Source organism: Caulobacter sp. FG121 (genome assembly GCF_057809815.1).
The window spans coordinates 86,394-100,599 of record NZ_JBMDKR010000007.1 but is presented as its reverse complement, the minus strand read 5'-3'; the positions used below and the strand labels follow the sequence as shown (position 1 = coordinate 100,599).

Annotated in this window: 13 protein-coding genes; 4 read left to right on the top strand and 9 right to left on the bottom strand. The window is 67.5% G+C overall.

The window, feature by feature from the left end; all coding sequences use genetic code 11:
• Positions 1–53: 53 nt before the first annotated feature.
• Entirely contained in the window at positions 54–1,070 is a 1,017-nt protein-coding gene (locus ACODSL_RS16595) for an NADP-dependent oxidoreductase (protein ID WP_488901831.1), read from the top strand.
• Between the two features lie 4 nt (positions 1,071–1,074).
• Positions 1,075–1,467 carry an acyl dehydratase gene (locus ACODSL_RS16590; protein ID WP_488901830.1) on the top strand — a complete coding sequence of 131 codons (393 nt, stop codon included), beginning with the start codon at positions 1,075–1,077 and terminating at the stop codon, positions 1,465–1,467.
• 48 nt (positions 1,468–1,515) lie between these two features.
• On the opposite strand, the gene ACODSL_RS16585 is transcribed toward ACODSL_RS16590, so the two are convergent.
• The gene (locus ACODSL_RS16585) at positions 1,516–2,310 is read right to left on the bottom strand and encodes a SapC family protein (RefSeq protein ID WP_488901829.1); all 795 of its coding nucleotides are present in this window, start codon (positions 2,308–2,310) and stop codon (positions 1,516–1,518) included.
• 157 nt (positions 2,311–2,467) lie between these two features.
• On the opposite strand from ACODSL_RS16585, the gene ACODSL_RS16580 reads away from it, so the two are divergent.
• Positions 2,468–3,319 (top strand): MaoC/PaaZ C-terminal domain-containing protein, encoded by an 852-nt coding sequence (locus ACODSL_RS16580; protein ID WP_488901828.1) that lies wholly within the window; start codon positions 2,468–2,470, stop codon positions 3,317–3,319.
• An 86-nt stretch (positions 3,320–3,405) separates the two neighbouring features.
• On the opposite strand, the gene ACODSL_RS16575 is transcribed toward ACODSL_RS16580, so the two are convergent.
• From ACODSL_RS16575 to ACODSL_RS16545, 7 genes are all read right to left on the bottom strand, one after another.
• On the bottom strand, positions 3,406–4,203 hold the full coding sequence (locus ACODSL_RS16575; RefSeq protein WP_488901827.1) for a metal ABC transporter permease: 798 nt from the start codon (positions 4,201–4,203) through the stop codon (positions 3,406–3,408).
• Positions 4,200–5,102, bottom strand: a complete 903-nt coding sequence (locus tag ACODSL_RS16570) for a metal ABC transporter solute-binding protein, Zn/Mn family (protein ID WP_488901826.1) — start codon at positions 5,100–5,102, stop codon at positions 4,200–4,202. Before ACODSL_RS16570 ends, ACODSL_RS16575 begins: the two co-directional genes overlap by 4 nt.
• 11 nt (positions 5,103–5,113) lie before the next feature.
• On the bottom strand, positions 5,114–6,490 hold the full coding sequence (locus ACODSL_RS16565) for a hypothetical protein (protein ID WP_488901825.1): 1,377 nt from the start codon (positions 6,488–6,490) through the stop codon (positions 5,114–5,116).
• 189 nt (positions 6,491–6,679) lie between these two features.
• A complete protein-coding gene (locus ACODSL_RS16560) occupies positions 6,680–7,213 on the bottom strand; it encodes a GNAT family N-acetyltransferase (protein WP_488901824.1) in 534 nt (177 codons plus the stop codon).
• A complete protein-coding gene (gene aguB, locus ACODSL_RS16555) occupies positions 7,210–8,088 on the bottom strand; it encodes an N-carbamoylputrescine amidase (protein WP_488901823.1) in 879 nt (292 codons plus the stop codon). Before aguB ends, ACODSL_RS16560 begins: the two co-directional genes overlap by 4 nt.
• On the bottom strand, positions 8,088–9,086 hold the full coding sequence (locus ACODSL_RS16550; protein ID WP_488901822.1) for an agmatine deiminase family protein: 999 nt from the start codon (positions 9,084–9,086) through the stop codon (positions 8,088–8,090). The genes aguB and ACODSL_RS16550 overlap by 1 nt, the downstream gene beginning before the upstream one ends.
• Positions 9,087–9,204: 118 nt before the next feature.
• Positions 9,205–11,763: a TonB-dependent receptor gene (locus ACODSL_RS16545; RefSeq protein ID WP_488901821.1), complete on the bottom strand. Its 2,559-nt coding sequence runs from the start codon at positions 11,761–11,763 to the stop codon at positions 9,205–9,207.
• 280 nt (positions 11,764–12,043) lie between these two features.
• On the opposite strand from ACODSL_RS16545, the gene ACODSL_RS16540 reads away from it, so the two are divergent.
• Entirely contained in the window at positions 12,044–13,621 is a 1,578-nt protein-coding gene (locus ACODSL_RS16540) for an ArnT family glycosyltransferase (RefSeq protein WP_488901820.1), read from the top strand.
• On the opposite strand, the gene msrA is transcribed toward ACODSL_RS16540, so the two are convergent.
• Positions 13,618–14,199 carry a peptide-methionine (S)-S-oxide reductase MsrA gene (gene msrA, locus ACODSL_RS16535; RefSeq protein WP_488901819.1) on the bottom strand — a complete coding sequence of 194 codons (582 nt, stop codon included), beginning with the start codon at positions 14,197–14,199 and terminating at the stop codon, positions 13,618–13,620. The two genes, ACODSL_RS16540 and msrA, sit on opposite strands and share 4 nt — an antisense overlap.
• Positions 14,200–14,206: the final 7 nt, after the last annotated feature.

Here is a 14,206-nt window from a genome sequence, read left to right as displayed (position 1 = left end):
TCGACAACGGCGATGCGACCGCCATGATCGACGCCAAATCAAAGAGGACTGAGATGCCGGTCAATCACGCCTGGATTCTGAAGAAACGCCCTGTCGGTGAGATCGCGCCCGGCGATCTGGAATATGTCGAACGCCCCCTGCGCGACCTTGAGGCCGGCGAGGTTCTCATCCGCAATGTCTACCTCTCGCTCGACCCGACCAACCGCATCTGGATGAGCGACCAGGACCAGTACCTGCCGCCGGTCGAGGTCGGCGACGTGATGCGCGGCGGGACCATCGGTGTGGTCGAGGAAAGCCGCTCGGAGCGGTTCCCGGTCGGGACCGCCGTCAACGCCGGCCTGTCGGGCTGGCAGAGCTATTCCATCGCCCATGAGGGCGGGCTCAACCCCGTGCCGATGCTGCCTGGTGTGCCCATGACGGCGTTCATGAGCGTGCTCGGCGCGACCGGCCTGACGGCCTGGTTCGGCATGGTCGATATCGGCAAGCCCCAGCCGGGCGAAACGGTCGTCGTCTCCGCCGCCGCCGGCGCGGTCGGCTCGATCGCCGGCCAGATCGCCAAGCTCAAGGGCGCCCGGGTCATCGGCATCGCCGGCGGTCCCGAAAAATGCGCCTGGCTGACGGACGAACTCGGGTTCGACGGCGCCATCGACTACAAGAACGAGGACGTCGGCGCGGCGCTCGACCGGCTCTGCCCGAATGGCATCGACGTGAACTTCGAGAACGTCGGCGGGGCGATCATGGACGCGGTCATCGCCCGGATGAACAACTTCAGCCGCATGCCCCTGTGCGGCATGATCAGCACCTACAACACCGAAGGGCCGATCCCGGGCCCGAGCGACTTCGCCCGGGTGCTGATGCGGCGGATCCTGATCAAGGGCTTTATCGTCATCGACTACATCCCGCGGGCGGGCGAGGCGCTGGCCGAACTGGCGCCCTGGGTGCTCGGCGGCCAGATCAAGTGGAAGGCCCACGCCGTGGACGGTCTGGAAAACGCCGCCGAGGCGGTCAAGCTGCTGTTCACCGGCGGGCACGACGGCAAGCTACTCGTCCGCATCTCCGCGGAGCCCTGACGCCATGCCCTCAAGCTTTGACGACATCTCGATCGGTCAGGTGATCAACCTCGGCGCAGTGGCCGTGGACGCCCAGGCGCTGGAAGCCTTCATCCGCGCCTTCGCGCCGGGGTGGGGCGTTGAGCGCGGCGCGCCCGACGCCATGATCTACGCCCTGTGGTCCCGGCTGGAGGAGCATGCCTCGGCCGACTGGCCCCAGACCAAGAAACTGGGCGTCGACGCCCTGCGCTGGGCGCGCAATCCGCCGGTCGGCGAACTGCTGCGTGGCCGCATGACGGTGATGGGGAAGGATCCGGTCGGCGAGGACAAGGGCATCATCATCGCCCAGCACGACCTGCTGGACGAGGCCGGGCGGCTCGTCTTCTCCTGCCTGACGCGGAGTGTGTTCGCCCGGTAGAGCGCGCGGCGACGACCACTCCGGACGGAGTGGTCGTCTATCGCGGTTCTAGCTGGCCGCGGCTTCGGGCAGGACGGCCTTGTCGGTGGCAATGGCGATCAGACGATCCCAGCCGATCAGCGACGTCAGGTGGTTGTAGATCTTTTCCAGCGCGCCGTTGTCGCGCAGCTGGGCCAGCTGCTCGGGCGTCAGGGCGTTCAGCTTGGCTTCAGAGACGGCGTAGTACTCGGCCAGCTTCACAGGATCGAACGTTCCGTCTTCCTTGGGGACGTTGAACACCGTCTCGCGCATCTCGAACAGGTCGAGGTCGTTGAGCAGCTTCAGGAAGGCGTCGGTGCGACGACGTTCGGCCTCGAAGTCCTCGCAGAACTTGATGGCGTTCTGGGTGTATTCCGACGGCTCGCCGTCGTCCATGAACAGCGGCTGGTGGGCCACGGCCTTGTCGACGAAGATCGCCGCGCTGCGCTCGATGCACACGACCATGCGCTGCTGCGCCTCGTCGGACGCCAGCACGAAGGGGTAGCGCCGGATATAGGCCGGCACATAGCCGCCCATCGCGAATGAACCGTCTTCGTTGACGAAGAGATTTTCGCCCTGGTTGATGCCCAGCACGGCCAGCGGCAGACGCTCGGGGCCGGCGAAGATGATCGGGAAGCTGATCGCGGCGAAGGTGAACTCGGCCACGGTCAGCGGCACGACGTGCGCTTCACGGGCGAATCCGAACGGCTTCTCCATCCGCTGCACGCCCAGTCCACCGTGCACTTCACGGCTCAGGGGTTCGGGCGTGGTGTAGAAAAGAAGGCTCCCGCTGACGGGGCTGTCGGCGGCTGGGGTCTGGGCCATTCGAGACTCTTGCTGTTGCGGGCGGAGGCGACCGCGATGAAGGTGAGCCGGCGCTTCTAGCCGATCACGGGGAACCCGGCAATCCGACCTCCCGTCTTGCGGTCCCTGGGGTGAACGCGCTTCAATCACGGCAAGAAGAAAACCCCCGGAGCCGTCCATGCCCATCGCCTATCCCGAGATTCTGTCGCTCGCGACCGAGAACCAGCCGTACGCCTGGACCGACAAGGACACGATGCTCTACGCCCTGGGCATCGGCATGGGCTCCGATCCCATGAACCTCGAGGAATTGCCGTTCGTCTACGAGAGCGGGCTCAAGGCCGTGCCGACCATGGCCACCACAGTCGCCTGGGGCGCCGGACCGGGTCTCGGCAAGCTTGGCATCAACTTCCTGCTGGTGGTCCATGGCGAGCAGAAGGTCGAATTTCACAAGCCGCTGCCGACCGAAGCCTCGATTCTCGCCTCCAGCCGCGTGATCGGCGCCTATGACAAGGGCGACAAGGGCGCGGTGATCTACAACGAGACCGTGCTGGCCGACGCGAAGACGGGCGAGAAGATCGCCACCCTGACCGGTTCGACCTTCGCACGCGGCGACGGCCATTTCGGCGGGCCATCCGAGGGCGCGCCGGAGCCGCATGAGGTGCCGACTCGGGCGCCGGACCTGTCGGTCGACATCGCCACCAAACCTGATCAGGCGCTGATCTACCGCCTCAGCGGCGACCGCAATCCGCTCCACTCGGACCCGAAGATCGCGGCGGCGGCCGGCTTTCCGCGCCCGATCCTGCACGGGCTGTGCACCTACGGGATCACCTGCCGCGCGGTGCTGCAGGAATACTGCGGCTTTGACCCGGCAAAGATCAAAAGCCACCAGGTGCGCTTCTCCAGTCCGGTGTTCCCGGGCGAAACGATCACCGTCGACCTGTGGAAGGATGGCGATGTCGTCTCGTTCGAGGCCCGGGTGAAGTCGCGCGGCGTCACCGTCGTGAAGAACGGCAAGACGCTGCTGGGATGAGTCGGGGACATGTACCGCCGGTACGTGTCCCCTAAACCCGGCCGCTCGATTGGGGGACAAGTACCTGCGTTACATGTCCCCTCCGCTCAGTGGACCGGCGCCGGCTCCGGCTCGGCGCGCAGACGGGCCGGGACAACGAGCGAGACGATCACCGCCAGTACGAAGCCGCCCACCAGGGTGACGACGATGGCCGCACCCGTGGGCAGGTCGAGCACCGACGACAGCACCAGCCCGGCGACGTAGCCGACGATGCCCACGGCATAGCCGACGCCAAGCCGGAGCTTCGGCGCGAACCGCCGCGAGGCCAGCGCCGGCACGATCAGGCTGGCGAACACCAGATAGACCCCGACCAGCTGCACCGACTGGGTGACCACCAGCGCGAACAGCACATAGAAGCCCAGCTGGCCCAGCCGGTGACGCAGAAAGAACCAGATGCCCAGGGCGGCGGCATAGAACACCGCGATCGGGATCAGCGCGGGAACCTGCACCCAGAGGATCTGGCCGACCAGCAGGTCCTTCAGATGCTCGCCGCCGTGCGGATTGTTGGCCAGCAAAAGCAGCTCGACGCACGCCGCCACGACGAACAGCACGCCGATCAGGGCCTCCTGCACCTGCGGCCACTTCTTCTCGGTCCAGGTCAGGACCAGCGCCCCGATCAGGGCCGCGACGCAGGCCGCCAGCTGGACGTGCCAGCCAGCCGGTTCGGCGCCCATGGCGCTGGCGACGGTCACGCCAAGGCCCGCCACCTGGGCGATCGCCAGGTCGATGAACACGATGCCCCGGTTCAGCACCTGCTGGCCCATCGGGACATGGGTGGACAGCACCAGAAGGCCGGCCAGCAGGGCCGGCAGCAGGATGGAAAGTTCGATCGCGCCGATGTTCACTTCTTCAGAGCCCCAAGCAGCCGGGTGAGGGTATCATCATAGAGCGAGTAGAGGTCCTTCGCCCCCGGCGTGCCGCCGATGGTGTAGGGCAGCACGACGGCCGGAATGCCGGCGCGCTGCGAGACGAAGTCCGATGACCGGCCGTCCTCGTAGGCCGAGCGGATGACCATCTTCACCGGGGTCTTCTGCAGGACGCCCAGCACCTGGGCGAGGTATCCGCTCGAGGCTGGCACGCCCGGCTTGGGCTCCAGCGCCACGATCCGCTTCACGCCCAGCCAGGTCTCCAGATAGATCCAGGTCTTGTGCTGCACGGCGATCGGCTGACCGCGCAGAGGCGCGGCGCGGGCCTGCCAGCGGACCAGGGCGGCGTTCCACTTCACGGCGAAGGCGGCGTAGCGGGCCTGGTAGTAGGCGGCGTTGGCGGGGTCGATCTGGGCGAACCGGTCGGCCATGGCCTTGCCGACTGGCAGCATGACGCGCGGGTCGGTCTGGATGTGCGGATTGCCGCCGGCGTGGATGTCGCCCTCGGCCCGGTCCAGCCGCGCAGGGCGCTCCAGCAGATTGACGTAGCGGGTCGCTTCAAAGGATCCCGGCGCGCCGGGCATGATCTTCTTGTTGGCGGCCTGGGTCAGAATCTGCGGCAGCCAGCCGATCTCCAGCTCCGATCCCGTGCAGACCGCGATATCGGCCGTGCGCGCCTTGGCGATCAGGCTCGGCCGCGCCTGGATCTGGTGGGGATCCTGCAGCGCGGTGGTGGCGGTGTAGGTCGTGACCTTCGCGCCGCCGATTTCGGTGGCCAGCGCGGCCCATTCGGGTTCGCAGGCGAACACGCCCATCGCCCAGGTTGGCGAGCTGACGCCGAGCGCCAGCAGCACCGCGAGAACAAGAGATCTGAACATCAGAGGCTTCCTTAGTAGCGGTGGGCGCCGTGCGGGCCGTAGACGACGGTGTATTGCAGGAGCAGTTCGTCGCGCGCGCGCTGGTCGCTTTCATCGCGCGAGTACTGCAGGCGGAAGCGGCCGAATTCGCTGGAGTCATATTCGACGAGCGCGGAGGCGCTCCACGAATTCAGGCCGAGGCCGTCGAGGGTCGTGCCGGCCAGCGGGGCGGGCGTGTCGCCGGCGTCCAGCGCCGAGTAGCGAAGGCCAACGCTCCAGCGCGGCCTGAACTGATAGACGCCCTGCGCGTACCAGCCGGTCTTGTCGGCGTCGACCGGGATGCCGTTGAACCGCCCGCTCTCCGTCCCGAAGAACACTTCGCCGCTGAGCGTCAGGTTTCGCTGCGTGCCGTTGCCGCCGGGCGCCCATTTGTAGACGCCGGAGACGATGGCGACGTCGCTGTCGCCGCTGAACTGGTCGAGGCCGAAGACCGGGTCTGTCGTCTCGCGAGCGTCCGCCTTGGTGTGAATCCAGGACGCCGCCGCGAGCCAGCTGGACGAGGCGCTGATGTCGGCGCCCGTGTGGACAAAGACCGTCTGCGTGCCCGCGCCGCGGTCGGCGCCGTTGCCGGCAGGGAAGCTGTCGCCGCGGAACACCTCGGCGCCGAACTCGAGGAACATGTCGGTGGGCGCCAGCCAGCGGACCTGCACGCCGTCGTCGCCGTACTGCCCGCCGAGGAAGGCCCGGTAGGGCAAGGGCATGTCGATGAACGACCAGTTGTGGGCGTGGCGCTCGTTCAGATAGCCGATCCCGGAGAAGAACCGCCCGCCCTTGAGGGTCAGGCCGTTCGGCAGGGACGTGGTCTGGATGTAGGCCTCCTCGACGGCGGCCTCCCCCTGGCCGTCGAAGGCCACGGTGAGACTGGCATAGAGGTAGGGATCAACGTTGGACGCCAGAGTCACCTCGGATTCAGCGAGGGAGAAGCCCCGCGTCATCGGGCCGGCTTCGTCTCCCAGCGCGAAGCCGGGGATGCGGGCCATCGACGGGTCTTCCGACGAGGCGACGTAGTTGCCGTTCAGGACAACCGAGATGCCGGGGTTCAGCGCGTTGGCCGAGGCGACCGGAGCCGCGCCGCCGTCGCCGGCGCCGCCTGCGTCGGCCAGCTCGACGGGATCGGCAGGCTCCGCGGGCGCATCGGCCGGCTCGGCGGCGGCGGACTGGGCCGTTTCGGCCGCGGCGACCCGGGCCTCGAGGGCGGCGATCCGCGCCTCGTAGTCGGCCTTCATGGCGGCGATTTCGGCGCGGATGGCGACCACGTCGGCCGGCTCGGCCGCGCGGGCGGGCAGGGCCGCCGAACTCAGGGCGACAACGGCCGCGACCATTGGAAGGCCGCCGAAAGCTCTGGACATGGAATTTCCCCGGACGATCTGGACGGGCCGCACCGGACGGTCCCGGCGAGACGGGGAAGTGTTATGAAATAACATATCCAGTCGTCAAGAGGCCGCGGCGGCTTTGCGCCTGACCGCGCACGACCATTCGTCGTCCAGGGGACAGAGCGGACGGCATGGGCGCACGCGGCGGCGCCCCCGGAACCAGGCCTACGCCGGCCGATCCGCGGACCACACCAGATGCCGCTCCAATGGATCGCCGGGCGGAAGCATCGGGTGATCGAAGTCGAGGTCGGGACGACGGGTCATGCCCAGCCGCGCCATGACCGCCTGGGACGGCAGGTTGGTCGTGGTCGTGAAGGCGACGATCTGCGCGAGGCCCAGCCGCGCGAAACCGTCGTCCATCGCCGCCCGCGCCGCCTCGGTGGCGTAGCCATGTCCCCAGGCGTGACGGGCGTAGCGCCATCCGGCCTCGACGCCGGGGGCCAATGGATTGCTGTCGCGCAGGGTCATCAGTCCGGTGAAGCCGAGAAAGACCCCGTCCTCGCGCCGCTCGACCGCCCACAGACCAAAGCCGTGTTCGTCGATGTAGTCGCGATTGCGCGCGGCCATGGCGTCGCTCTCGATCCGCGTGTGGGTCGAGGGAAAATGGCGCATGACCTCGGCGTCGGCGTTCAGCGCCGCCCAGGGCTCGAAGTCACCGTCGCGCCAGTTTCGCAGGATCAGGCGCGGCGTCTCGATCATGCAGGGCGCGGGCTCGACAGGGCGCCGTAGAGGTCCGGCCGGCGATCGCGGAAAAAGCCCCAGGCGGCGCGGTGCGTAGCGAGGAAGTCGAGGTCGACCGTCGTCTGGACGAGGCCCTCGTCGTCACGACCGAGTTCGGAGACCAGGTCCCCGCGATGATCAGCGATGAACGACGAGCCGTAGAAGCCCTGGCCGCCGTTCGGGTAGCCGTCCCACGGCTCGAAGCCGATGCGATTGGCGCCGACCACTGGAATGACGTTGCTGACCGCGTGGCCCTGCATCGCCCGCCGCCACGGCAGGGCCGTGTCGAGGCTGGCGTCGTGCGGCTCACTGCCGATGGCGGTCGGATACAACAGCGCCTCGGCGCCCATCAGGGCCATGGCGCGTGCGGCTTCCGGGTACCACTGGTCCCAGCAGATACCGACGCCGATGCGGCCGAAGCGTGTGTCCCAGACGCGGAAGCCCGTATCTCCCGGCTTGAAGTAGTACTTCTCCTGGTAGCCGGGCCCGTCGGGGATGTGGCTCTTGCGATAGACGCCCAGCAGCGATCCGTCGGCGTCGGCCATGACGAGGCTGTTGAAGTAGTGCGGGCCTTCCCGCTCGAAGATCGAGATCGGGATGACCACGCCCAGTTCGCCGGCCAGCGGGGCCAGCGCCTTGACGCAGGGGTGCTCGCGCCAGGGATGAGCCTGGGCGAACCAGTGCTCTTCCTGGGTCACGCAGAAGTAGGGGCCCTGGAACAGCTCGGACGGCAGGATCACCTGTGCGCCGCCGGCGGCGGCTTCACGGATGAAGGCCTCCGTCTTGGCGATGTTGGCGTCCATATCCAGGCCGTAGGACGTCTGGATCGCCGCGAGGCTGAGCGTCCGGGCCATCAGGCGGGCTCCTGCTGGGTGATGCAGTGGAACGAGCCGCCGCCGGTCAGGACGGCGTTGGACGGCAGGCCGATGGCCTTGCGCTCGGGAAACAGGCTCTGCACCGCGTCGACGGCGAAGGCGCCGGCTTTCGGGTCATCATAGAGCGGCACGATCACTGCCCCGTTGGCGATGATGAAGTTCATGTGGCTGGCGGGTGAGGGGCCACCGTCGCCGTCGATCCAGCCGGGCGACGGGATGCGCATGACCTGCAGCTGGCCGCCCCTGGCGTCGGTCATCCGCGAGAGCGCGCGCGCGGTGGCGTCGTAGAGATTGGCGTTGGGGTCGCCCCGGCCCCAGGCGATCGGGCAGGCCACGACGCCCGGCGCGACGAAACGGGCCAGGTTGTCGACATGGCCGTCGGTGTGATCGTTGCGCAGGCCGTCATCCAGCCACAGCACCTTGCGGGCGCCCAGCGCCTCGCCCAGCGCCGCCTCGGCCGCCGCCTCGGTCCAGCCGGCGTTGCGGTTGGTGTTCAGCAGGCACTGGCGGGTCGTCAGCACGGTGCCCAGCCCGTCATGGTCAAGCGCGCCGCCTTCGAGAATGAACGGGTTGGCGTCCAGCGGCGCGCCGGAGGCGGCGGCGATCTGGGCCGCGACCTGGTCGTCGCCCTCCATCTCGAACTTGCCGCCCCAGCCGTTGAACCGGAAGCCGGCCGCGCGGCCGTCGTTGCGGAAGATCGGGCCGGTGTCGCGCATCCAGATATCGCCGAACAGGGCGCGGACGATCTCGACGCCGGCGACGCCGTCCAGCCTCGCACGGGCCGCGGCCTCGGCGTCATCGCCGCAGACCATCAGGCGCACGCGCTCCTCGCCGGGACCGGCGAGGGCGATGGCCAGGGCGGCGACTTCATCCTGGGCCTGGCCCAGGTCCTCGCGCCACAGATCGGCATGGCTGGGGAAGCCAAGCCACATGGCGCGGTGCGGAGACCATTCAGCGGGAACGAGCGGAGTGTTCATGGGTCGGGGGAAGTGGCCCTGAGAGCGGGTTGCGTCAAGGGCGCGGCAATCCCGGCCCCAACGAAAAAGGGCGGCCCGTTTCCGGACCGCCCCTTCCCTTAACCGTAGAGTCTTCGAACTAGAAGCGCGTGCGCAGGCTCAGTTGCAGCGTGCGCGGAGCGCCGATGCTGACAAAGGCGCCGCTGGCGCTCTTCGACGTAACCGCCGGACCGGGGTTCACGTCAGGGATCACCTTGGCGTTGTTACCCGAGCTGATGTTCGCGTAGTACTCCTCGTCGAAGATGTTCGTGACGTTGAGTTGCAGAGACGTGCCCTCGCCGCCGAACGGCAGGTCGTACCGCAGGTCCAGATCGAACACGTTGTAGGCCGGGGTCTGCTCGTCGTTGACGTCCGTGGTGAAGCGGTCGCCGACGTGCTTGCCCTGGAAGCCAACCGTGAAGTCTTCCGTCACATGCCACTGGGCGCGAGCCGTGAACATCCATTCCGGCGTTTCGACCAGAGTCTTGCCCTTGGTGGGCAAGTAGGTCGGGGTGGCCGAAAGCTGAAGATCGTCCTGCAGTTCAGCGTTGGTGTAGCTGATCGAGCTGTAGAGGCTGAACGCCGCGTTGGGGGTCCAGCCGGCCTGGGCGTCGATACCCCAGAGCTTCACGTCGCCGACGTTGCGGTCAACGTTGAAGCCGAGGTCCGGATCAAAGGCCGAGACGATACGGTTCTGGAAGTTGTTCGACCACAGCGCCGCCGAGATGATCATCGTCGGCGAGCGGAAGCGGTAGCCCAGGTCCCAGGCCTGGCTGGTTTCGGGATCCACGTCCGAGAGAACCACCGGCGCGTTGACGGAGGTGGTGACGACGCCGGCCGTGTAGAGGTTGTCGGTCCGGGGCGCGCTGAGGCCTTCAGCATAGCTGATGAAGACCGTGTGACCCGGGGCGAGCTGGTAGGACAGGCCGACGTTCGGGAGAACGTCCTTGTATTCCACCTCGGCGGAGAACGGACGGATGTAACGGGTGCCCGTCCCGGCCGCGTTCAGCGTCACCAGATTGGCGCTGGCCTGAACGCCGGCGGCCGGATCAGCGTCGACGTTGCCGAACACCGGCTGGCTGGTGCAGAGCACCGAGAAGCCATTGTTCTGCGTCAGGCAGTACTGGTTCAGCTCACGCTTGAACACGGGCGCCCGAAGGCCAACCGTCACGAACAGGTTGTCGTCCATGAAGTTGCCGCGCCAGTCAGCCGAAAGCTGGCTCAGGATGGCGAAGGACAGACGGTCGCGGCTACGGAGGGCGTAGCCGTCGGCGTTGAACACCTTCTGGCCGTAGCCGTCCTTGCCGCCGAACACGTCCAGCGGATCACCGTTGGCGCCGATCAGGCCGTACTGGCCGGTTTGACGGTGGCGGCCGCGATCGTAGGTGAAGGCGATACGGAACGTGTTGTTGTCGTTCGGCTCCCAGATCAGCGAGCTGGCCACCGTGTAGCGCCGGGTGTTGGTGGTGCTGGGCGAATAGTAGCGCACGAACGTGTCGCGGCAATCGCCGTCGCCGTTGATGTCGAAGCCCGAGCCGCCGCCGGCGCAGGCCACGCCGCCCGTGGAGCCGGTGACAACCGTGTTGGCGCCGACCGCCGCCACTTCGCTGACCGTGGTGCTGCCGCCGCCGTTGGCCAGGACGTACTGGAACGCCGAGTCGACGGTCAGGGTCAGCGTGTCGGTCAGGGTGAACTTGGCCTGTTCCCGGATGTTGCCGGTGTTCGACGGGTTGATCCGCAGGCCGTAGAAGTCGGAGTTGGCCGCCGGGTCGGCGTCGACATCGCCCGGGGCCGCCGGCGTCGAGACGATCGGCAGGTAGGTCGGATTGTTATCGTAGTCCATGCCGTTGAGCTTGAACGTGGCGATCGCGGCCGTGCGATAGAAGTCGTTGCGGTTTTCGTTGTAGTGGAAGGCCAGCGAGACGAAGTCGCCGTTGTCGCCCAGAGGCTGATAGATCTTTCCGTTGATCTGCCATTTCTCCAGGTCGCCTGGACCCTTGAACTTGTCGTACTTCTGGTACGAGGCGGCCAAGTAGGAAGTCGCGCCGGTGCCCAGGATGTCGCCGGTGTCGACCAGGCCGAACACGCGACGATAGTTGAAGCTGCCGACCGCGGCGTTCAGCATTCCGCCGAATTCATTGGCAGGCTTGCGGCTGGTGTAGTTGATCGTGCCACCGGTGGCCGAGGCCGTCGGGCTGTCCACATCGGTGGCGCCCATGTTGACGCTGGCCTTGGAGATCAGTTCAGGGTCGAGCTGCTGGTTGGTGTAGATCGCGTAGTTGCCCGTGTCGTTCAGCGGAATGCCGTCAAACGTCAGCGAGATGCGCGGGCCATCGAAGCCGCGAATGCGGAGGTTGCCGCCCGAAGACCCGTACGGGTCGTTGTTGGTGAAGTTCAGGCCCGGCGTCAGGTTCAGCGTCTGGATGATCGTCTGACCCGTCTGCTGGGTCGCGATGAACTCCTGGTCAATCGTAGCCTTGGCCTTGGGGGCCGTCTCGGCGGAGATCACACCGTCGATGTTGGGCTGGCCCTTGGCCGCGGTGATGACAACGGCTTCAACTTCGGTGGTGCCGGTGGATTGCGCGAAAGCGCTGGAGGCCAGCATCATGCTGCCAACGAGCGCCGTAGTCGCCACGAAGGCGAGCTTGTTCTTGGTCATAGTTTGAGTATCCCCTCTCAATCCCGACGCCGGTTTGAAACCTTGATCGACCCGGCCCGGACAATCGTCACGCCCTTACTCCGACATTGCGAAGCTAAGGTGACGACGCCCGAAAAGAGCCTGAAACGCCTGCCTTGAGCTTTTAGGCCGGGCGCGAAAAGAGGCAAGACGGTGTTAACGTTTGGCGCGCTTTTGGGGCGCTTTGTCGCAAGATTGCGACACCTTTGGGCATGGTTCGCCTTTACATGGGCACGGACGCGGGCGAGCGTCCGCCCCGCCCATGACCCTCCCAGACCCCGACGCTCCGCCCTCCCCCGACGGCTATAGCCGCCCGTTTCGCATCGCCGCGACGCTCGTCCTTGTGCTGACGGTGCTGCGGCTGGCCGCCATCTTCGCCAGCCCGCTCGAGCTGAATCCCGAAGAGGCCCAGTACTGGCTTTGGTCCCGTACGCTGGACTTCGGCTATTTCTCCAAGCCGCCGATGATCGCCTGGGCGATCTGGGCGACGACAACGATTGGCGGCGATGCGGAGGCCTGGGTGCGCTTCTCCGCGCCGCTGTTCCACGCAGTCGCCGGCCTGTCGCTGTTCGCCGTAGGTCGGCGACTTTACGGCGAATGGACCGGGGTCGCGGCCAGCGCGATCTACATGCTCATGCCGGGCGTGGCGCTGTCGTCCTTCATCCTGGCGACGGACGCTCCCCTGCTCTGCTTCCTGTCGCTGGCGCTGCTTGCCTATGTCGAGATCCAGCAGGGCGGACGGCGGCTCGTGCTGGCCGCCGCCCTCGGCGCGGCGCTGGGCCTGGCCATGCTGTCGAAGTACGCCGCGCTCTACGCCGTCATCGCCATCGGCCTGCATCTGGCGCTGTCGAAGGACGCCCGCCGGGCGTGGGACCTGAAGATGGCCGCGCTCGCCATCCTCACCTTCGCCCTGGTCCTCGCTCCCAATCTGGTCTGGAACGCCCAGCACCATTTCGCCACCGTCGGCCACACGGCGGCCAATGCCAACCTCGGCGGCAAGCTGTTCAACCCCGGTGAGATGCTCGGCTTCCTCGGCGGGCAGTTCGGGGTCTTCGGTCCCGTCCCGTTCGGGGTCCTGATCGGCGGCGCCGGCCTGCTCGCCTGGCGTCGACGACTGGAGCCGCAGGACCTGCTTCTGCTCTGCTTCGCCCTGCCGCCGCTGGCCGTGGTGACGGTCGGCGCCCTCCTGTCGCGGGCCAACGACAACTGGGCGGCCAGCGCCTATGTCGCCGGCGCCGTGCTCGCGGCGGCCCTGCTGGTCCGCTGGCGCGCCCGCTGGTGGCTGGGAATCGGCCTCGGCCTGCAGGCGGCGCTGGCCGTGTTCATGATGCTGGCGGTGACCAATCCGGCGATCGTCGACGGGCTCGGCCGGTCAAACGACATCAAGCGCGTGCGGGGCTGGAGCCAGATGGCCGAGCAGGTCGTCCAACGCGCCCAGGTCGAACAGATCAACGGCGGCCTCTCGGCCATCGCTGTCGACGACCGTTTCCTGTTCAACGCCCTGTCCTACTACGGTCGCGACTATATCGGCACGCCGGACGCGCCGCCGCTGACCATGTGGCTGCGCAAGAGCCATGCGGGCAACCAGGCCGAGGCAACGGCGCCCCTGACGCCGGCGCTCGGCCGGCGCGTGCTGGCCGTCAGCCTCGAGGGCATCCAGGCCGACCGTGTCGCCGCCGATTTCGGCGTGAGCCGGTCAACGGGAATCCTGCACCAGATCCTCAGTGTGACGTGCGCGGCGCGCTACGCCAACGACGAGAAGAAGTACGAACACCGCTGCCTGCGGCGGGAAACGCTGATCCTCGGCGAGGGCTTCCGGCCGGTAAAGGATCGGGACTAGCGGCCCCAGACCGACTTCAGCCGGGCGTCCCGGCCGCAGGAGGCGCGGTAGTAGTTATAGCGCAGCGGATTCTTCTTCGCGTAGTCCTGGTGATAGCCCTCGGCCGGCCAGAACGAGGTGTAGCGCAAGACCGGCGTGACGACGCGATGGCCCTTCGCCCGCGCCGCCGCGGCGGCCTTGGAAGCTTCGGCCGCCTGGCGCTGGGACTCGCTGACCACCCACACGGCCGTGGAGTACTGAGGGCCGCGGTCGCAGAACTGCCCGCCGTTGTCGGTCACATCGACCAGAGGCCAGAACCGGTCGACCAGCTGGCGATAGGTGATCTTCGAGGGGTCATAGGTGATGCGCACCGCCTCGCGATGGCCCTCGTGGTTCTCGTAGGTCGGGTTCTGCAGGTCGCCGCCGGCGTAGCCGGAGACGGCGTCCACCACGCCGGGAATCCCGGCCATGTCATGCTCGAGACACCAGAAGCAGCCGCCGGCGAACCAGGCGGTTTCGAGCTTCGGCGCGGCCTGGGCGGGGCCGATGGCGAACAGGGCGACGGTCGCGGCCAGGGCCGCCAGGATGCAAGTGATCATTGCCGTC

Coding starts and splice junctions, on each gene's coding strand:
- ACODSL_RS16545 (WP_488901821.1), bottom strand. CDS start 11,763: ATGACCAAGAACAAGCTCGCCTTCGTGGCGACTACGGCGCTCGTTGGC.
- ACODSL_RS16595 (WP_488901831.1), top strand. CDS start 54: ATGCCGGTCAATCACGCCTGGATTCTGAAGAAACGCCCTGTCGGTGAG.
- ACODSL_RS16570 (WP_488901826.1), bottom strand. CDS start 5,102: ATGTTCAGATCTCTTGTTCTCGCGGTGCTGCTGGCGCTCGGCGTCAGC.
- msrA (WP_488901819.1), bottom strand. CDS start 14,199: ATGATCACTTGCATCCTGGCGGCCCTGGCCGCGACCGTCGCCCTGTTC.
- ACODSL_RS16540 (WP_488901820.1), top strand. CDS start 12,044: ATGACCCTCCCAGACCCCGACGCTCCGCCCTCCCCCGACGGCTATAGC.
- ACODSL_RS16590 (WP_488901830.1), top strand. CDS start 1,075: ATGCCCTCAAGCTTTGACGACATCTCGATCGGTCAGGTGATCAACCTC.
- ACODSL_RS16580 (WP_488901828.1), top strand. CDS start 2,468: ATGCCCATCGCCTATCCCGAGATTCTGTCGCTCGCGACCGAGAACCAG.
- ACODSL_RS16565 (WP_488901825.1), bottom strand. CDS start 6,490: ATGTCCAGAGCTTTCGGCGGCCTTCCAATGGTCGCGGCCGTTGTCGCC.
- ACODSL_RS16550 (WP_488901822.1), bottom strand. CDS start 9,086: ATGAACACTCCGCTCGTTCCCGCTGAATGGTCTCCGCACCGCGCCATG.
- aguB (WP_488901823.1), bottom strand. CDS start 8,088: ATGGCCCGGACGCTCAGCCTCGCGGCGATCCAGACGTCCTACGGCCTG.
- ACODSL_RS16560 (WP_488901824.1), bottom strand. CDS start 7,213: ATGATCGAGACGCCGCGCCTGATCCTGCGAAACTGGCGCGACGGTGAC.
- ACODSL_RS16585 (WP_488901829.1), bottom strand. CDS start 2,310: ATGGCCCAGACCCCAGCCGCCGACAGCCCCGTCAGCGGGAGCCTTCTT.